The sequence below is a fragment of the Ammoniphilus soli genome, assembly GCF_040813775.1.
On the sequence record NZ_JBEGDL010000030.1, the window covers coordinates 24158 to 44210 of the forward strand.

Here is a 20053-nt window from a genome sequence, read left to right on the forward strand (position 1 = left end):
GTGAACTGAAAAGTTCATCCTTTTCGTTGATGAAGATGTTTGCATTATTTCTGTAAGAACCATAAAGGAGGTTTTAAAATGGAAAAACATATCAAATATCCAGATTCTTCTCTGACTAATCAGGATTGGACTCGTTTGGACCAGACCGTTATTGAGGCAGCTAGGAGACAACTCATCGGTAGACGTTTTATCGACCTATATGGACCACTAGGAGAAGGGATACAAAGTGTAAACAATGACATCTTTGACGAACCCCAAGGTGGTGGAATCAGTCTTAGAGGGGAAACGATAGAAATTTCAGCACCATCGCGTAGAGTCAACCTTTCCATTCCGATGCTCTATAAAGATTTTATTCTATATTGGAGAGATATCGAACAGGCAAAAACGTTGAATATGCCGATTGATTTTAGTCCTGCTGCCAATGCTGCAATCCAATGTGCTCGTTTAGAGGATGATCTCATCTTTAACGGATTATCTGAATTTGATCTTCCAGGATTAATGAATGTCAAAGGACGATTAACCCATATTCTCACCGATTGGATGAAATCCGGCCAAGCCTTCAGCGATGTAGTCGAATCTATTAATAAACTCCAACAAATGGGCCACACGGGTCCCTACGCGATGGTTGTATCTCCCGAATTATATTCGTTGCTTCATCGGGTTCATGTGGGAACAAATGTATTAGAGATCGAACACGTCCGTGAGCTGGTTACTGATGGTGTTTATCAATCACCAGTGATCAAAGGAAAGTCTGGTGTCATTTTGGCTACAGGTCAGCATAATCTTGATTTAGCCGTGGCAGATGATTATGATACGGCTTTTTTAGATCGTGAACACATGAATTACTTATTCCGTGTATACGAAGCAATCGTTCTTCGGATCAAGCGTCCAAGCGCTATCTGCACCCTAGAAGATCCTCAAACTTAAAAAACGAAGGTACCCTAGGGTACCTTCGTTTTTTAAGCGGTTTTAATCTTTTCTAACACGGAAGTAGAATTCACAGGCCAATCAGTAGCACTCATACGGAAGGCTTTTTCACCAATTTCCTGTAATATTTGGACTATTTCCTTCATGAATATAGGATTTACGGATCCTTCATTTACTTCTAACAATCTTTGAAGATATTTTTGCTTATCCGCCGTTTTTACTTTTTTTACTGCTTCATTATTCAGTTGACAAATCCTTTTATGTTTAGGCTGATATATCAAACTAAGATTGTCTACATGACAGATAAAATGCTGACTTTGTTCATCGATAAATCCTAATGTATAGATAGATTTCCCTGTCATGTCGACACTAGTGATCACGGCATGAGAGTATTGTTCACCAGTACGAAGGCGAATATATTCCGCCTCAATCACTCCTCCCAATTTCCTCTCATTGGATAAGATGTGTACATATCCGTCAAACCATTGATTGGATAGTCCATACTGTTCCCCCCTGTTGATCATTAGTATCTTAATAAACGATATCGATTATCAGTATCAACATAATATCAAATACAAGTATTTTAGTCAATATTGAGAATCAATTTCAGACAAGGTGTTTTTTAAGTCATGTACTTCTTACTCTATACATAGAAACGTCCGCCATTACAGTGGCGGATATATTCTGTTGAGATAACCCCATCTAATTTGCTCTCGTTGGAAGGAAGCGTAAAGATGCCTATCAAACCATCTCACTGAATACCTCATTGACGTCCCTCCTCTTGATGATGAGCAACCGATGAACAACTAATGACCCATTAATCGTAACAGGTGAACAAGTTGTTAGTCAATATTGAAAATCATTATTAAAAAAATAGTAGTAACATCTTATTATGTTTTTTAGATGTTCAACAAGTAATCTTACACGATGATTATGATCAATCACAGGGCACGTCGCACAATGGTTTCCTTCGAATATACAATATCTCAAGCAGCAAGATTTTCGGATACGCATATTTTTCCCCTTTAATTGTTACACGCATATTAAGTTTTCCTCTTTTTTAAATTTTAAAAATGGCCCCCCATCATTATTTTAATCGACGATAGAGGACCATTGGCTGTTTTATCCGTGACTGTAATCTGTTATTTACTCGATGGATTACCCAGATCCACGATTTCCGCTTGATTTGCTTCAAATCCAATCCCGGAACTGACGGCGAGCTTTAAATCGGATGCATCGGAAGGAAGTTCAAAGATAATGTTTCCTTCGAGGGATGACTGAGGATGAAGGTCTTCCAAAAAGAAGTTTTTTTCTTTATTTACATACTGATCGCCATCAACCATCGGTTCGAACTCTCTTCCTTGACCATCTTTTATTTTGAAGAGGGATACATCCATGAGCTGAGGTTCTTGGCCAAGGTTTTCAATCATGACATTAAGAATCAAAAATGGCCCTTCCGAAACCTTGGTTTCATTTCCATCACTTATCTCCTTTTTCATGGACACAGAACGGACGGTATAGTTTAATTTTCCTACGGTGACTTTATCACCCGGCTTATGTATCTCTCCTGAGGTTTTTACTTGGCCTTCCTGCGATTCAGCTACAGTGGGTTGATTGGATGCCGTTTGGGATTGTTGCTGGCATCCTACAGTAATCAAGGCAATAAATAAGGTATAGAGGATGCCCCTCCATTCTTTGTTCCAACAGGTCGTCTTATTTTTCATGTTAGATTCTCCTTTAACTCATGGTTTATCAAATTAGGCTAATGGCCGCTGCCAGGACTCGCGGGATACGAAGATCATGAACAATTTGGTGTTGCTGTATATTGGGGTCATATTCCATAATGGCCTCCATGACCATATCACTTGTCAGATCTGCAACCCCGAACCGGACACTACTTAACGCTATCACAAGAAATGCGAGCAAAGTTAGAGTTAATAACAGACCATTCATTCCTAACCGTTTCCATTTTCCTGAAACCGCAGCGGTACCGTGCGGTTGAACAACGTGATCAGGATCCATGCATACTACCTCCCAAGCGGAAAAACGACGTGTGCAGGTGCCAACACCTGCAGCCACGCCGTTTCATATAATCCGGGTAAATCCGGTACCTTACCGATCTTCTATTAATCTAAGAACTTCACTGCCTCATCCATAATCACTTTAGCAGCTAATGGACCACGATAGAACGTCCATGTTTCCAGGTTGACTGTATACACTTTTCCTGCCTTTACAGCAGGAAGGTCCTTCCAGATTGGTGCTGTCTTGATGTCGATATTTTCTGTCCATTTCGGGCTTTCCAACAACAGGATCACATCTGTACTGATTTCCGGTAATTTCTCTCTGCTTACATATGCATCAGGCTTACCTTCATTCGTAAAGGTAATGGTCATGCCCATTTCCTTCAGGACATCACCGGTAAAGGAATCCGGAGTGAAAATGCGGACTTGGTTTTTCGGATAATTTCCAGCTGGCAGTACTTTCAGATTACGAGCCTTAGCATTTGCTGCAGCCACACGCTTGTAATAATCGGAAAGAACCAATTTAGCTTTCTCATCCACATTAAACGCGGTACCCAGTCTCTTAATGACCAGCTTCCAATCATCATCGCCGGAACCGGTAAACAATACGGTTGGGGCGATACCGTTCAGAACCGAAAGAGCTTCTTTATGCCGTTTACATCCCCAATAATCAAATCCGGTTTCAGACTTGCGATGACTTCCGTACTCGGCTGTTTTCGATCACCAACCCAAGTAAATGGATGGTTGATTTGACGGTCCAAATAAGCGGGCAGAGATTTATTCGTTGGATCTTCCTGAGCAACCCCAATCGGCTTGATTCCTAACGAAGTTATAATATCTAAAAGGTACATATCCAATACAACAACACGTTGAGGAACCTTATTAAGAGTAACGGCTCCTAAAGTAGTTTGAATCGAAACTTTACTATCAATTTTCACAGTATTTGTTGCTCCATCCCAGCTCACCCATAGTCCCAGCGTCTCACTCAAGAAACGAACAGGAACCAAAGTGCGTCCTTTGACGATGACCGGAGCGGAATCGAGAGTAACTTTTGTATTGTTGGTGAAAGCTGCAGTCGATCCTACGGTTAACTTAACTGTAGTCCCGCCCTTTACAACTGATACAGTTCGGGTTGTCGCGTTCCAGTCCACCTTTCCTCCCAGGCTTTCTGCAATGACCCGGTAAGGTACCATTGTACGCCCCTTAATAATTTGGGGAGGGACGTCGAACGAGAGCGCTTTTCCGTCTTTCACGACCTTAACAGCAGAGCTGGCCGCATTTACCGGAGCTAGTGGGAGCACCGAAAACACGAAAGATAGAACCAGCAAAAATGCCCAAAAACTTCGCTGAAACAATGCTTGCATGATAAGTAACCACCTTTCTTTTATGTATGAAAATGATTATCATTTCTTTATTGCGACTATTATGATAAATGGCTTGTTCTAATCTGTCAATACTAAGAAATTTTACCTATAAATGATCTTTTTTTTCTAGTTTCTATTTGTTTCGGTTACACATTATTCTAGACTTCGCAAAGATACACCGGTTCGGAATATAGCCGTAAAGAATCGGCCCATTGCTCTCGATATTGGTTCCATTCCTCCTGAACAAACTGACTTTCTAGCAACAGCTTTAAAGGAATTTGCAAATTTAACAGCCGACCGTTTACCATAAAGCGGGTCACCCCTGCGGGCATGACCTTTCCGGCCAAAACAGTTTCCTCAAGCTGCTGAACGGTATAAGCCGGATAACTTAAACGGACCAACCCCGGTTCCAAACGGAAGTCGTTGGAATGCGGTAATCTTTTTACGGCATACTGTTTGCTGTAGGATCTAACCATTTGGTGCCACATATCCAGGTTATGGAAGTGATACACGCTACTGCTTTGATAATAAACAAAATACCTCTCTCCATTGGCTTGCCGTACAACGGCTACGGGTCTAGCCTGATTAGGCGTTGGAGTCCAGTGCAGGGATGGATAGTTTCGCAGCTCGTGCAGCCATGAACCCTCAGGTACAACATGGTCCCAGGCTTCCAATCGCAGGTCTTCCCCTTTCACTACCTGCACAGGGATTCGATAGCAGCCAAGCTTTTGCAAGGCGCAAGTGCGATGGGCCCCATCCAAAATGAGATATCGCCCATCCCGTATCGGCATGGCTAACGGAGGATGACGAAGCACGCCTTCTTCCCGAATGGCCGAGCAGGTTGTATCCAACCGAGCCCCTTCATGCTCCTCATGCAAGCATATTTGTTCCGGATGAATCATTTCTAAGGATGAAAACAAGTTGATCACTAGAAGTCCTCCTTTATGAAAACAAGAATCTACTACTTCAAATAAATATGCTCGGGATGAGGATGACTGAGGAAATCATGGTGTGAGATTGCCCATCCATAGGCACCCGCATACTTGAAAACAATTACATCACCGATCCGAATCCGGGAAATGGGAATCTCCTGGGCTAAGACGTCCTTAGGCGTACATAACTGGCCAACCACGGTAACAGGGCTAACCATTAATTCCTTCCTCGGAAAAGGGTAGTCCCATCTTTCCAACGGTATAACTTCAAACGGATGGCTATGCTGCCAGGAAACCGGGAGGCGGAAGTGATGAGTCCCCCCTCGGATAATGACATAATGCTTCCCATGATTCTGTTTGATGTCCAATACTTCAGCAGCATAATACCCGCATGCGGCTGTCAAATAACGGCCGCATTCAAACAGAATGGTTGCCCCCGTTGGGCATTGGGCATCCAACATGGGCCCTAGCTCGCGGCTGAATGAATGCCAATCAAACTGCCGCTGCAAATCCGCGTAATTAACGCCAATGCCCCCTCCTGCATTAAGGTAGGATAGGTTAAATCCGAATTCCTCTGCCCATTTCGCTGCCTGCTTGCAATAGTATTCAACCAGTTCCACATGCCGCGCGGAATCGAGATTGTTGGACAAGGAATGAAAATGAAATCCTTCCAGCTTGACATGCTTGCACTGGAGGGCGAAGCGGATCATGTCAGGGATCTCCCCCTCATCGATTCCAAATTGGGTAGGTCTGCCGGCCATGGCCAACGTAGCGGATGGCAAAGGTCCACGCAAATTCACCCGCAACAGGATTGGCACCACGACTCCCCTGTTTCCGGCAATCCACTCCACCCGCTGCAATTCATGCCAACTCTCGACGTGCAACAAGCTGACCTCATGGGCAATGGCCCCTTCCATCTCTTCATCCGTTTTGCCCGGACCTCCGAACAGGATCCGCGCATGGGGAGCAACAGCCCGAACTTTACGGATTTCACCTAATGACGCCACTTCAAAACCATGGACCAACGGAGCCAGCTCCTCCAAAATTCGGGCATCCGAATTGGCCTTGATAGCATAAAAGAGGCGGCACTTTTCCGGAAGGGTCCCGATTTTTTCCGATACATGATCCCGCAGTCCCTCCAAATCATAGAGGTAAGCGGAAAATGGCTTTTTCTCTTCCAACTTCCTGAAGCGGATGTATTCGATAATCTTTTTCATGCGTTCTCCCTTTCCTTCATCCATGATGCTTCAGCCATCTTTTCTTGAAAAATCGTTAACTGATTACCCAATGCGCGAAAAGAAATCCCCCGCTCGTCGCCAAGGACAAACGTATTCACCCCTCGGTTAACCCAGTCCTGAATATCTTCAGGAACTCTGGGGATCGCGCAGTAAGGCACTCCCTTTTTAGCAGCCTTTTCCTGAACCTGCTGCAGCGCCTCCTTCACGATCTCCCCGCGTGTTTGCCAAGGCATGCCGTAAGATTGGGAAAGGTCGGCAGCCCCTTCCAGGACCATATCCACTCCCGGTACGGACAGGATTTCCTCTATGTTCTCAACACCCTCCCTGTCCTCAATCATGACGACAACCAAAATTTCCTCATTGGCCTTCTGCATATACTCCACCAGATTGGATTTGCCGAAGCCTGCGGGACGGCCGCCGTTTAAGCTGCGCTCCCCAAGCGGATAGTAGCGGCTGGCACGGACAGCTGCTTCCGCATCAGCCCTTGTCTTGACATGCGGCACCACGATGCCTTGCGCCCCTCCATCCAGCGCTCTTAAAATCGGTCCGGGGGAAGTGTCCGGCACGCGAACCAGTACGGTCAATCCCACCGCTTCAGCTGCGCGGATCATGTTTTCCAGCGTTTCCGGATTGATCAGAACATGTTCCGTATCGACAATGACAAAATCGTAACCGGCATGCCCGATCATTTCGACGACCACCGGAGAAGGGATGGAACAAAACAGGCCGAATGCCGGCCTGCCCTCCCGCCTGCTTTGCTTTAAACCGTTTTTGCCTAACGTCATGATTGGCCTCCCACCGCTTCACTAACGGAATAGGACAAAGGATTCCTTACCGTGTGAACCCTCAATTCGGTATCAGGGAATAACCGGCGTTTGGTCAACTGTTCCACCTGAATGGTGTGTGCAAATAGATCAAAAAGTTCAAATCGTTCCCGTAAATGGGAAAAACGCTGCTGATAGGATTCGATCGTCTGGCGTGCCAATGCCCAGAACTTTCTCTCCTCAAATCCGAAATAGTCAGCCATCACCAAGGCCAACTCCCCTATATTAATGAAGAAAAAAGCATCATGCATAAAGTCGCGAACGGCTTCGATGTCGTCCGTTTCAATGAAAGAGTTTCGGTTCACCCGGGCGTGGTATTCCGGCGTGCCGAGCAATTCCGGGCAATTTTCCGGATTCATCAAGTGTTTCCGGGAAAAACGAATGCCGTCATGGAAATCCTTCAGCGCCAAGCGGGACGGGGTCCCCTGTCGATGAATCAGCACCATGTTTTGGGCATGGGATTCCACGGCAATCCCATGGGCATATAATAGATGAACAATGGGAATGATGCTCGTTGCAAAAAGGCGGGTCAGCCACTCTTCTGCCCCCTCTTTCCTGATCCATGGTTCGATGAATGGCTTGCCGTCCAAGTCCAGGGAAGTAAGGGCATTGAAAGGAACAGCCTCTTCCCCTGGTTTCAGGAAACGGTGCAAGCTTTCGCGCCAGATGCAGCTTAATGTCCCGTAAGTGGAAGATTGCAGCAATTCCGATGGTGCAGGGTAATCGTAAGAAAGACCCAATATTTCACCAAGCAGAACGACCTCTAACTCATCCTTCAGGAAAGAATCGGCAGAGACCAGTTCTTGCAGCCAATCCGAAATGGCCGGCGCGTTCTGTACCGTATGCGGAGCCAAAATCCGTCCGGTGGATGTATTTATGATGCTCATGGACAGCTTCAGATACGATTTCATAGGAGAAGACACGTTTGCCATGGTTCGTATCGACTGCTGGGGCCGATAGGCTTCGCCTGCTGCTCCTAGGAAAATCAAGCGATTTTCCCGCAAATCCTGGATAAAGGACGAAGAAATCACCTTCTCCCACTGCCAAGGGTGTACGGGCATCAACAGATATTCCTCTGGATCGTTACCGGTATTTCTGACCCTTTCCTTAAACGATTCCCATTGCTCCCTTCCGATTTCATTCAGAATAAACTGATCATAGTCCAGATGCTTGGATATCGAAAAGCGGGTCCAATCTTGATGCACGGCCACCCAAATGGGTTGGATCCGGTTCTTAAATTCAGGCCCAAAGGCATAATTTTCCGCATAGCCAAACCCGATCCTGGATTTGTAGCTCGGATGATAGGGATGGCCATCCATGATATCGCCTTCCAGCTCATCGTAGCTGCCTCCCCGAAGCGTTCTGTTCTCCTGATGCCGCCTATGCTGTGCCAACGTGTCCTTGAACAGCGTTTGTTGCAATTCGTGAATGAATATTGCCACCTTCCCATCCTCAGCCCCTAGTGACTCTCGGATTTCCAGCAAAAATTGGGGCAGGGATTCCGCCTCTTCAGCGATACCGTGGATGGTTCTCATAACAGGCTTATCGCTTAAGCGAATCCGGTCAAACGTCCAACGTCGCTCTCCTTCGCAGGTATAAAGAACCGGATTCCCTTGCACGTCCCGTCCTTCCAACACAAATCGAAGATATGGGCCGGACTTCGCTGTTTTCGGAGAAACAACGCCTTCATAGATCAAAGACTCAATCAGCTGCCGAAAGATTCTTCTTCTCACTTGGACAAACTGTTCCGATTGGACCGCTTCCGAAACATCGAGTGCGCTCCCCTTCTCTTCCGTTTTGCCTGTCAACATATCTGTTTTCATATTTTCACCTCGGATTTTGTAAAAAGATTCGGGGCCAGTACATAAAGCGGACTTTCTCCCCTTTTCTGGAAAGAACTGATCATATTGGCTTTGGCAGGCAACCCTTCCCCTTCGAGCAGATCCAAGAGATACTTCTCTTTTTCCGCTCCCCTAAACAAGTCATTTTTTCGGAGAATATCGCCAGCCTTTTGCCATAGCCATTCTTCGTCTATCTTGCTGCAGTAAGCCAAAGTATGGAGCAGGTGGCCGAAGTGATTCACAACCACATAGTATTTAAGCCGGCTCCATGCCTCCTGATCTGAATAAAGAGCGCAGCTGTCTTCCGCAAGCCGCCCGCCATAATAGTTCCATTGCTCAGCACGTTCCCTGCTGATGCTGACCCCTTCCAGATCGCGGACATAGAAGCACTCAGGCCAGCCCTTCGCCAGTGTCACCATGGAATTCTGCACATGGGCTTCCATACTGATGCCTCGTTCGATGAACAGGGATAAAAGGGGGACAAGGGAAATTTCGATGTAACGTTCCAGCCACTCCAAAAGAAAATCAGATAAAGGAAGGTTTCGTTCCTTCGCAGCCATGCGAATCGCTTCCATAAGCGGAGGCTCCTCCGCGTGAGGCGGGTGCTCCAGCAAGGTTGCAACCACAACCGGGCTATCTCCTGCAAAAGGCCGGACGACAGGGTTTTCCCGAAAAATCACGGCAAAGCTCTCTGCAAGCTGATTTCTTTGTCCGCTAGCTTCGGGAAGAACCACCGTTCGATACCCTCTTTCTATCAATACGGTAAAATCCTCATGGGGAAGCTGATGGGACAAGCTCTCCAATACTCGGCTGGCATCCATCGTCCGTTTCAGCTGTTCCGGGGGATTCACCCGAATAAAATTGGTGATGCGGACATTCAAAGGCAGCTTGAAGAAGTAAGGATGCTCCGGGTCCCATACGGTTCGGATCGAAGAAGTCGGATAAACGGGATGCCCGAGCGGTCCCAAATCTTCCAGTTGCCCCTTCTCCAACAACTCCCGCACTTCAGGCCATTCTTTTAAATACTGTGCCTGCCAAGGATGGCAAGGAATCAGCCGATAGTGTCGCCGGTAAGAATTTAGCTGCTTTCGAGCTGCGTCAACCACATCGGCAGGGAACAAATCTTGTTCGGTTTTATCCAGAAAATCTTCCTCTACAAGTTCCGGTGCCGCAGCAAAGTAATGCAAAACAAAAGAGGCACCCAGTTCCGGAGCATATCGTTCAAGATCGTCAGGAGAAAATCCTTCCGAGCTCTTGGGGGACGGGTGAAACGGATGCCCATGAACCAGGGATTGTTCCGCTGCGGAAAATCGCTCTTCCCCATCTCGATCCCATAAAGAACCGCCAATCGGCAGATTTCGTTCCACATAACGGACAGTCTTTTGGATAGAGTTTTCAATTCGTTCAAGCAAGGATCGAACTCTTGCAGGTCTCTCCGATTCATTGGGGTCGATCGAAGACATCTCCTCCAGCAGAGCTTCCCCTAACTCTAGGACATGGCTGATCCTTTCGATTTGTCCCTGTGAAGCCTTCTGCAGCCAAAAAGAAGAGCCATATCGGTGATGCCCGAAGGGGGAGAAATATCCGATAGCACCGAAAATCGCTGCATCGGAGGCAGGAAGCTGTACTCTCATCGGCAATCCCTGGCGTTTCATCTCTTCGATTTCAGAAGAAGACAGTACATTCAAAGACGGATGATCAAGCCTGATGGATGGATCGAAAATACCCATCTCACGCAAATAAGCGTTCAACAATCGTTCGCATGCTGCTGATTCGGAAAGAATACGGCTTTTATCTTTAATCATAGGATGAGTCATATGACTTTGCCTTTCTGCCATTTTTCGTTTGTCACCTCTCGATTTTTTTTGGCGTGAGCCAATTGTCGTGAATGGCTCATGCGAATACTGGCCGCTCCAAGGAAGAAACACACTCCCATGAAAGCAATGGTCCAAGCGGTTGATAGGATACTTCCCATCGCGGCTGCCAGCAATGGCCCGAGTATTTGCCCCATAACAAGGAAGGAGTTGGCTGCTCCCAACCTCACCCCTCTGTTCAGTTCCCCCGATTCTTGCGTAACGGCAAGAAAGATGGATTGTACGAGAGCCGCAAAGCAAAACCCTTGGCACACCCGAAGGGGAATGAGCCATTCCGGCTGCTGCGGTACAGCTTGAAGAAGAATACTCACGCCGCAGCCTATAGAAGCCAAGAAGACATTCCTTTCAATCATTACCCTGTCATTTCGCTGCCCCCACCAGGGAGACCCTGCCATGCTACCGGCCCATGTAACGGCCTGTAACACGCCGACCCATGTGGAGGCATAATTGTTCAAACCCGACATCCCCTGCACATGGGGAGCAAACACGGTAACTAGGCCGAAAACACCCATTTGCATAAATATTCCTGCGATTAAGAATCCGCGGATCCTCCTATGTCCCAAGAGATCGATGATTTCCAACGTCCATTTCGTTTGTTTTTTATCGGAATCAGCACTTGCAGATCCTTTCCTTTTTGACTCCTGAAGGAAAAATACGGCCAGGCAACCGCTGATTCCCGTTAATAGGCCCATGGTAAGAAGCATCGGCCGAAAGCCAATCCAATCAGCTGCAATTCCGCCAAGAAGAGGCCCCATCAGCGAACCGGCAGCTGTTGCACTCTGCAGCTTGCCCAATACCATACCGCGTTCTTTCTCCGGCGCCTCGGACACTGCAAAAGCGGAAGCAGTATCCACAATCCCTCCACACGCCCCCTGCAGGAGGCGAAATAAAAAAAACTGTAAAGGGGACTGAGCCATCGCCATCAGCGCCAAACTTGCGGCAAGCCCCAACAAGGCCCGAACCACCATCCATTTTCGTCCCCATCGATCTCCGCACTTCCCCCATACGGGCGAAACTAATCCGAGCATGACCGCAGGGGCCGCAAGCGATAATCCTGTCCATAACCGATTGTCCGCGGGATCGCTTGCCCCCAGTTCCGTCATGTAAAACGGAAGCAAAGGCACGATGATCGTTAATCCGCTGATCGCAAAAAACTGTCCAAACCAAATGATTCGAATATTTCTAGGCAAGGATAGAATCTTAAACATGTTAAATACCATACAGCGGATTATTCGTCTCCCCTGATCCGGCCGGCATACTGCCTCCACCGGAACCGCTTCTCTGCAAGAGAGGCCTGATCAGCGTACGGGTCGGCCACATCGGGCTGTCGAGAAGCTGTCCGGAAATTGTATCCCACACTTCTTTCGGAAAATCCATACTAGCCAGGCATGACTGGATCGTTGCCCGGATCACTTTCCACAACACGGCTTCATCCATGGAGTAGGCCTGCGAAATGGCATCCATGATCGCATACAGATTGACCTGCACCCCTAAGGTTTGGAAGTAGGATAATAGCTGCTCGGCTGACCGATTGATTAAGCTGTTCGGAGTCCCAGGTTTGACTATATAACCGGGGTTATCCAATCCCTCTCGCTCCAGCCAAGGAAGATATAGCCGGATGGTGTCATGATCGCGCAACAATAAGCCGGCCGTATCCCCCGATCGTACGATGACCATCACGTTTTGGCCATGAACCTCCGGCATCATGCCGAAGCGAAAACATTGGAGCATCGAAGAAATAAACTGTTGGCAAATTTCCAGAAAAACGGATAATACCTGAGCATGACCATATCCAGTCCCATAACGTGATGCCAGCCATTCATCCAAGACAGGTACTCTTCCTTGGGAGTCCAGAACCGCCAAAGCGGACATGGGGATTAGGCGTACTTTTAAATCTTCAAGCAAGTGACGAGGGTACTTTCGAACCAAGCAAGCCAGATGGCCGGGTTTATCATCAAAAGGGTCGGCCTCAGGATCAAAAAATCCCCACCAGCTCGACTCACTGCATAGGAACAATCGGTTTTTCAGCCACGCATCCCGGTCGATTGCCTGTTGTAACAGACGCTGGCCTTTTTCCCCATTATGCAGGTAACGGGGAGGAAGAATCCGAAGGGCACCTAGAGAATAGATCCCCAGCGGTACCTTCACATGGTATCTGCTTCCACCTTCCGTCGATAGGGCACGGACGGAAGATGTTGCCCGAAAGCTGCCCAACCCGCGAACGATAGGGACAATAATCCCTTTCCGGATTTCCGCTTCAAATTGATCGGTCAACAACTGCTCCATTTGCCAAGGATGGACCGGTAACGGGAGATAATCTTCCTTTGACAGTCCTGCTGTACGCAAGGAGGTTTCCAATACCCGCCTCTCTTCATCCTTTAGAATGAGGCTTGCGGCATCTTGCGCTTCATCTCCCGCTTGAACATAATCCTGTCTCACCGCCACCCAATCGAGACCGAATGCATGGCCGAACTCCGGACTGTACATGCGGTATTCCTCACTGTTCCAGCCTCGCTTGGCCCGGGATGTCGGATGGAAAGGGCGATCCCGGAGGGAGGAAATTTGCTCTGTTCGAAGGAAATCACTGGCGCTTTCCATCGCGAGTCCTGTATCTAGGGACTCCGCTGCTTCCCTTGAGAGAGCGGTTTGCTGAATCGAGTCCCCCAGCTCGCACAAAAAATCGTCCAAATTTGGCAAGTCGTTCAACTGCTGCTCTTCCGTGGCATAGTCCGCCAGTACCTTCACCAATTCGATCGGTGCCAACTCTTCGAAAGCGACCTTTCCTCTTTTCTCTGTCAACAGCAGTACCGGTAATCGGCTTATCGTGTAGGGGCGGATAAACCGGTGACGTTTTACCCGAAAAAGGATCGATTGACCCTCCGCCAATGGCAAATAAAAAAAACATTCGCCTTGGATAAGCTCGAGCGGCTGAACGGAGGAAGTTCCCGGCCAAGTTTCGGTTATCCTTCCCCTATCCGCTATTTCCAGTAAATTTTCTTGCATAAGGATATTAACCAGATCCTTCAATACCGCTTCCTCCGCTTCTATTCTCCGTGAAGCTTCAGAAATGGAATTCTCTATGATACGGGTATCCATTTCAATTCCTGCCTCCTATTTCCGGCACGGGCAACCGCCCGTGCCTAGCCTCGGCCAGCGGCTTAGTAAAGTGACAGCCTGGTTCCGATATTTTCCGCCAATGCCTTGCGATAGATCTCTTGGGCGCTGGCAACGTCCTCAACAGCCATTCCCATCGGATTGAGGATAATGATTTCATCATCCGATTCCCGGCCCGGCTTTGTCCCGATGAGGATTTCCCCAAGTTCGGAATGGAGCTGCTCGCGGGAGAACTTTCCTTCAAGAACCAGCTGATTGATCACTTTCTTCTCGCGGTTCGATTGATCCCAGTCATCCACGACTACTTTATCGGCTTTCAGAAACACTTCTTTATGCACATCCATGATGGAGATATTGCTGACAAAGGTACCCTTTTGCAGCCAATTGAATGGAATGTAAGGCTGATCCGTCACCGTGCTGGTAATGACCACTTCTCCTTGAAGAACCGCACTCTCCGCATCCTCCGCGATATGCATTTGCACATGGCTGAATGTTACCTGCAATTCACCGGCAAGCCGGTCTGCCGCTTGGCGGTTCAGATCAAAGAGGTAAATATCGGCGATGTCCGGGAACTGCTCCAGCATGGAAGTGAGCTGCATTTTCGCAATTATTCCGCAGCCCATGCAGGCTACTCGGCTAAACCCTTTCCGGGCCAAGTATCTCGCACCAATCACCGTAACGGCTGCTGTTCGCATGCCGCTGATCAAACTCGCTTCCATTACGGCAATGGGATAATTGCTTTCCGGGTCATTGAGGATTACTAATCCGCTGGCCCGCTCCTTATTCCGCTTGCTGGGGTTGTCGTGCTTGCTGCCAATCCACTTTAATCCGGATACGGGGATTTCCCCTCCGACGTAAGCAGGCATGGCAATGATCCGATCGGCAATATGTCCATTTTTTTCATCGACCCTCAGGTAGGGCTTAAGCGGCTGAACGAAATCCTTTTTGGCGTGAAGTTCAAGCGCTCTGCTGACAGCAGTAACGTACAAATCAGAGGAAGCCCCTCCAAGACGGATAATATCTTGTTTGCTTAAATAAAGTAGAGAAGGCTGATGGATGGATTGGCTCATAAAATTCGTCTCCTTCTAGATAGCTTTTGATCATGTTTAATAGAAAAAGTCTAAAACTAAATTCTTTATCTTTCAGTTCGACATCATATAGCCGAAATACTAGATTAACTGACGGCTGACACCCTTCTAAGTTTGTTTACCCAGTCCTCGTTGTAGACACTGTCCAAGTAGCGTTCGCCTCGGTCGGGCAATATCGTCACTACCCGCGAAGATGGCGGCAGCGTATGAATAATCTTTTGTAATGCCCCAATAATCGAACCGGATGACCCTCCGGCAAAGATCCCTTCATGGGCAAGCAGGTCGCGGCAACCTTTCACGGATTCCAAATCATCGACATGAACGACTTGGTCGATCTCATCCCTCCTCAGCAATTCAGGCACACGGCTGGATCCAATGCCGGGGAGTTCTCTTGGAGCTGATGGGGTTCCAAAAATGACCGAACCAACCGCATCGACTGCAATTACTTTTGCCTGGGGATTATCCTTGCGAATCCGGCGGGAGCATCCAAGAATACTCCCGGTCGTGCTGACAGCCGCAACGAAATAATCAATCGTACCCTTCATCTGGTCGACAATTTCTTGTGCCGTGTCATAATAATAGGCCTGCCAGTTCCTCTCATTGGCATATTGGTTAATCCAGTATGCTCCAGGGATCGTTTGCTGCAATTCCTTTACTTTACTAATCCGCGTTTTTAAATAACCGCCCTGATCATCAGGTTCATCCACCATCACTACATGGGCACCTAATTGTTTAATGATGGTAAGATTGGTTTTGGTTATTTTGGGATCCACTACACAAGTAAATGGCAACCCATATAACTTACTCACCATGGCTAAACCAATGCCGAAATTACCTGAAGTACTCTCTATCAAATGAGTTCCCTTATGTATCGTACCGTCACGCAGTCCCTGCTCAATGATAAAACGCGCGGAACGATCCTTCATGCTGCCGCCCGGATTCATTAGTTCCAATTTGGCGAAGATCTGGGCAGGACCCTCCGGAAACAGGCGTTTCAAATGTACAAGGGGTGTCTTGCCAATGCACGAAATAACCGAGCTAGAAATCGAATGGTCACCATTGTGATCTGCTTGAATGCCGATTTTACTCAATGAAAGCACCTACCTTTTTAGATTGGTAATCTTAACCACAAAAAACAGTTTAATTCATAACGATTATCATTGTCATTAGTGCTTTCTGATCATTTTGAAATGATAATCAGTATCATTTGGTTAACAAAAAAATTATTACTTTTGAACCTATTTGCAGAAACCATTTAGTAGTTATGTAAACCGTAATTTATCTTATAAAATGCAATATCCGTACACTAGTGTCCAAAGACCATATCCTTCTTCATCTCAACAGGGTACAACTTATTTGAATTTTCTTTTCTAACAAACATGATAATTGCAATAACAATAATCATTATCAATCATGCAATAAAGAGCTTATCACCTTAAATCTTATTGATGATTGAAACCATGTATTTATCCTGAATTGATTGATCAATGTAGTCTATAGGCACTATTCCCAGCTGTTCTCTATTAAGATAAGTTTCATAATACTCGTGCCATTTCAATTTTTAACCCTTCTTGAAGCCACTTCCGCCCCTAAATGCACTAATTTATCTTGCAAAATATCGACGGCAGCACAAAAATGCTCATACGCATGATCACCCGACCCAAACACAGCCGCATTTTTTTCACTCAAATCTAAAGCATCCATATCATCATAAAAGTCTAAAAACTCATCAGCCAACTCTCCATCGCCCCATGTATAGGATCCGAGCAGAATCCCCTCATATTTTTGCAAGTCCTGAGCAGAGCAGATACATCCGTAACCTCCTTCAACTCAATCTCAACACCCTCTTCACCAATCCCCTCTACAATAGCATTCGCAATCTCTTCGGTATTTCCAGACATACTAGCAAAAACCATAATAATTTTTGGCATTCTCGATTTCTCCTCTACATAAGTTAATAATAAAAAATATTGTCATTTAATATTATAAAATAATGATAATCGTTATCAATTATTGTAAATCCGATTACTTTTCATCCCTTTACTTTCCCTTAACACCTGATAAATAGAACTCCATGAACGTTTAGTAAAATAAACAGGCAAAGATTGTTCTTTCGCTTTTTGTTTAATTACCTTTGCCAAATTATGATTCACAAAATCCGTTAATACCAGGATCAAATTGATTTTCTCCGGTATTTCTCTGTTCACATCCTGAACCTTGCGATCAGTAATATGTATAACTTCTCCGAATCCCATTTCTATTAATTTCTCCTCTATGTTGCCTAGATGGTCAGCTCCAACTATCATTAAAGACATGTTTACCTCCTTATCAGCCGCAAATTTAATGAGTGTAAATACTTTCAAAACCCTTACTATAATCAGAACACGATAAGATTTCTCGATTATTTAAGTCATTTTCCATTATATACATAAGTAATTTTTCAACCTCATGGACCACTTTGCTCCTAATCTTATTCTTCATTTCATCAATAATTGCAATAACATCTCCTTCCATATCTTTGTTCCACTTTAACCCTCGTCTATCTTGAACATCATGGATAAACATTAATAAAAGAGTACTAGGATCGATTTTGGATTCCTCCTACTTAACGTATATTTAAAATTAATAACTTGATAATGGTTATCATTATGGTTATAGTATAATTAATAGTGATAATTATTGTCAACTCAAAAAAACGTAAATAATACTTGAGTCTATCGTTCCCTATCCTCTACATGCTCGGACTAAATAAAGAAATCCACATACCATTCGTATAATTAATTTTAAAAAATTGTTAATAAGTATTCGTTCTACAAATGGATTGCTATTGAGTAAATCATGTATGACCAATGCAAAAAATTGTTTCTATACTTGGTGTTATTGGACGACGAGCATGGATAATAAAATGAGTATATCCTCACTCTATTGCCGCACCTAAGATTAGTTATCATCTGGTTGTTCTTGATCCGATCCAATAAATATTTAGTTCAACCATTTTTTGGTGGAGAAATTCATATTTATTGTAATTTTTAAATATAACTACACCATCTTGGGGAGGTACCATGATTAAGACATCCTGGAAAAAAGTAACGGAAGGATTATTCGGCGGTTCAGCGACAGCGGTTAACATTACACCAAAAGGAACTTATATATTAGAAGCTGATGGTAATGGGATTTATCGCAAGGAAGCAACTAGACCTTGGACTTTAGTCAAAAAGACTTATTTTCGGCATCGACACTTTTACTCTGAGTCACATTCCAAATTAATTTTAACCTGCGGAGACAAAGGTTCCGTTCTCGCTAGTTATGATGATGGAGTAACATGGCAGCAACGTAACCAGGGTATCCCCTCTACTCCCCTTTGGACAATAATAGCGATAAATGAAAAAGAATGGTTAACCCATACGTCCCGATATCTCTTTTATTCATCAGATGAGGGTATGTCATGGAAACAAATAGATCCGTTCCGATCGATTAATGGAAGAAAACCGGAAATACGGACGATTCATGTCATGCCGGACGGTATGTGGTTGCTTGGAACAAAAATACACCCTACTTTAGGTGGGCTATGGGTCTTATACGATAGGGAATGGAGATTGATTAAAAACGAACGCTTTTCTATGATAGCATCCATCAATCATTACGATAACCATATCTTAATTGCTACAGGCTCCGCCGGTTGCGCTGTAGGACACTATGGTTATGTCAAAGCAATAAATCTCAAGTTAAAAAACATTTTAGAGAGCGAGGAAAAGGACTGGTTTACCATAGAAAATGAACATCCTCAACGAGGTTATTTGGATATACACTCAAACATGAATAACATTTATGTAGCCGCTTATGGGGATGGCAGTGATGCAGCGCAAGGTGGAGTTTTTAAAATTTCTTGGAACGAAAAGAAGATGGTGCCTATTGGCCAAAAAAAAGGGCATATCTGGCGTATTGCCGCCAATGAGCAAGATTGGATTAGCGCAGGCGTGCATTCAGTAGAATGTTCATACCAACAACTCGAGTGGTTTCGAGGATTCCAAAATTTCAACGTTGCCGATCTTATCGATTATGATGGTCATTTGTGGATGATTACATCAAATGAAGGAATCCTTTCCACTCCGGATGAGAGAAGCTGGAAATTAAATAATGAAGGTATTCCAGATCAGGTAAAGGCTTATCAATTTCAACTCATCGCTGATAAACTTTTTTTAGAAACGGAAAAAGGGGTTTATGTTAAGGAGGAGGATCAGTGGGCCCCTTGTCTGCTAGATATGAAAGAATATGCAAAGATTATGCTGTTTAAAGGGCAACTGACTTTAATCAACAAAAAAGGTTTATGGGAAAAACATAACGGATTTTGGCGCTTATTAACAAAAACCACTAATTGGAATTTTCTTCACGATGCTGTCTCCATTGGAAATGAGATCCTGATCTTAACGGATATTGGATTATTACGATATACACCTATGGATGGCTGGTGTAAAGTTCCTACCAACCACGAAATGGTCAAACTGGTATGTCTGGATGATAACTGGCTTGGAATCACGAAGGAAGGAAAACTATATTTAAAAACTTGCTCTGGTTGGGATTTAATGTTCCCTTACCATTTCAAAATATTTAACATTCTACCTTATGGTGAGAGTGAGATTTTCATTTGTACTAATAAAGGTCTATTTACTGCTTCTATTCAGTATCCAACAGACATAAAATCTGTATTTGTTGGCCCTAATATAAGCAAAGCAGTTCAATATGGAAACAAATATTATGTGAGTTCTTATTCTAATGGACTTTGGACTATAACCTAAAGATACTAAAATAGCCATTATAATGTCGATTTTA

18 protein-coding genes and 1 pseudogene are annotated in these 20053 nt (G+C 45.3%); 2 read left to right on the plus strand and 17 right to left on the minus strand.

What is annotated here, in order from left to right; translation table 11 throughout:
• The first annotated feature begins 78 nt into the window (after positions 1 to 78).
• A complete protein-coding gene (locus ABLT31_RS30520) occupies positions 79 to 927 on the plus strand; it encodes a family 1 encapsulin nanocompartment shell protein (protein ID WP_367758815.1) in 849 nt (282 codons plus the stop codon).
• A gap of 32 nt (positions 928 to 959) precedes the next feature.
• On the opposite strand, the gene ABLT31_RS30525 is transcribed toward ABLT31_RS30520, so the two are convergent.
• The 17 genes and pseudogenes from ABLT31_RS30525 to ABLT31_RS30605 form a co-directional block, all read right to left on the minus strand.
• Positions 960 to 1361 carry a hypothetical protein gene (locus tag ABLT31_RS30525; RefSeq protein WP_462976554.1) on the minus strand — a complete coding sequence of 134 codons (402 nt, stop codon included), beginning with the start codon at positions 1359 to 1361 and terminating at the stop codon, positions 960 to 962.
• Between the two features lie 708 nt (positions 1362 to 2069).
• Positions 2070 to 2651 carry a DUF4352 domain-containing protein gene (locus tag ABLT31_RS30530; protein ID WP_367758819.1) on the minus strand — a complete coding sequence of 194 codons (582 nt, stop codon included), beginning with the start codon at positions 2649 to 2651 and terminating at the stop codon, positions 2070 to 2072.
• Between the two features lie 28 nt (positions 2652 to 2679).
• Positions 2680 to 2949, minus strand: coding sequence for a hypothetical protein (locus tag ABLT31_RS30535; RefSeq protein WP_367758821.1), 270 nt, complete (start codon positions 2947 to 2949; stop codon positions 2680 to 2682).
• A gap of 104 nt (positions 2950 to 3053) precedes the next feature.
• On the minus strand, positions 3054 to 3554 hold the full coding sequence (locus ABLT31_RS30540; RefSeq protein ID WP_367758823.1) for an ABC transporter substrate-binding protein: 501 nt from the start codon (positions 3552 to 3554) through the stop codon (positions 3054 to 3056).
• Positions 3555 to 3574: 20 nt separating this feature from the next.
• The gene (locus ABLT31_RS30545; RefSeq protein WP_367758825.1) at positions 3575 to 4312 is read right to left on the minus strand and encodes a stalk domain-containing protein; all 738 of its coding nucleotides are present in this window, start codon (positions 4310 to 4312) and stop codon (positions 3575 to 3577) included.
• A 158-nt stretch (positions 4313 to 4470) separates the two neighbouring features.
• Positions 4471 to 5241 carry a ParB N-terminal domain-containing protein gene (locus ABLT31_RS30550; RefSeq protein ID WP_367758827.1) on the minus strand — a complete coding sequence of 257 codons (771 nt, stop codon included), beginning with the start codon at positions 5239 to 5241 and terminating at the stop codon, positions 4471 to 4473.
• Between the two features lie 32 nt (positions 5242 to 5273).
• Positions 5274 to 6485, minus strand: coding sequence for a type III PLP-dependent enzyme (locus ABLT31_RS30555; protein WP_367758829.1), 1212 nt, complete (start codon positions 6483 to 6485; stop codon positions 5274 to 5276).
• Positions 6458 to 7267, minus strand: a complete 810-nt coding sequence (locus ABLT31_RS30560) for an HpcH/HpaI aldolase family protein (RefSeq protein ID WP_367758831.1) — start codon at positions 7265 to 7267, stop codon at positions 6458 to 6460. Before ABLT31_RS30560 ends, ABLT31_RS30555 begins: the two co-directional genes overlap by 28 nt.
• Entirely contained in the window at positions 7264 to 9129 is a 1866-nt protein-coding gene (locus tag ABLT31_RS30565; RefSeq protein WP_367758833.1) for an IucA/IucC family protein, read from the minus strand. Before ABLT31_RS30565 ends, ABLT31_RS30560 begins: the two co-directional genes overlap by 4 nt.
• Positions 9126 to 10985: an IucA/IucC family protein gene (locus ABLT31_RS30570; RefSeq protein WP_367758835.1), complete on the minus strand. Its 1860-nt coding sequence runs from the start codon at positions 10983 to 10985 to the stop codon at positions 9126 to 9128. Before ABLT31_RS30570 ends, ABLT31_RS30565 begins: the two co-directional genes overlap by 4 nt.
• Positions 10961 to 12229: an MFS transporter gene (locus ABLT31_RS30575; RefSeq protein ID WP_367758837.1), complete on the minus strand. Its 1269-nt coding sequence runs from the start codon at positions 12227 to 12229 to the stop codon at positions 10961 to 10963. Before ABLT31_RS30575 ends, ABLT31_RS30570 begins: the two co-directional genes overlap by 25 nt.
• 1 nt (position 12230) lies before the next feature.
• Complete coding sequence (locus tag ABLT31_RS30580) at positions 12231 to 14117, minus strand: IucA/IucC family protein (protein ID WP_367758839.1); 1887 nt, start codon at positions 14115 to 14117, stop codon at positions 12231 to 12233.
• A gap of 62 nt (positions 14118 to 14179) precedes the next feature.
• Entirely contained in the window at positions 14180 to 15205 is a 1026-nt protein-coding gene (sbnB, locus tag ABLT31_RS30585) for a 2,3-diaminopropionate biosynthesis protein SbnB (RefSeq protein WP_367758841.1), read from the minus strand.
• Between the two features lie 104 nt (positions 15206 to 15309).
• Positions 15310 to 16314: a 2,3-diaminopropionate biosynthesis protein SbnA gene (gene sbnA, locus ABLT31_RS30590; RefSeq protein WP_367758843.1), complete on the minus strand. Its 1005-nt coding sequence runs from the start codon at positions 16312 to 16314 to the stop codon at positions 15310 to 15312.
• Positions 16315 to 16758: 444 nt separating this feature from the next.
• A pseudogene (locus ABLT31_RS30595) lies at positions 16759 to 17154 on the minus strand (flavodoxin).
• 75 nt (positions 17155 to 17229) lie between these two features.
• Positions 17230 to 17538, minus strand: coding sequence for a DUF2325 domain-containing protein (locus ABLT31_RS30600; RefSeq protein WP_367758845.1), 309 nt, complete (start codon positions 17536 to 17538; stop codon positions 17230 to 17232).
• Positions 17539 to 17563: 25 nt separating this feature from the next.
• Complete coding sequence (locus ABLT31_RS30605) at positions 17564 to 17788, minus strand: hypothetical protein (RefSeq protein ID WP_367758847.1); 225 nt, start codon at positions 17786 to 17788, stop codon at positions 17564 to 17566.
• A gap of 497 nt (positions 17789 to 18285) precedes the next feature.
• Here ABLT31_RS30605 and ABLT31_RS30610 point away from each other — a divergent pair, with 497 nt between their 5' ends.
• Positions 18286 to 20019 (plus strand): WD40/YVTN/BNR-like repeat-containing protein, encoded by a 1734-nt coding sequence (locus ABLT31_RS30610; protein WP_367758849.1) that lies wholly within the window; start codon positions 18286 to 18288, stop codon positions 20017 to 20019.
• The last annotated feature ends 34 nt before the right edge of the window (positions 20020 to 20053 follow it).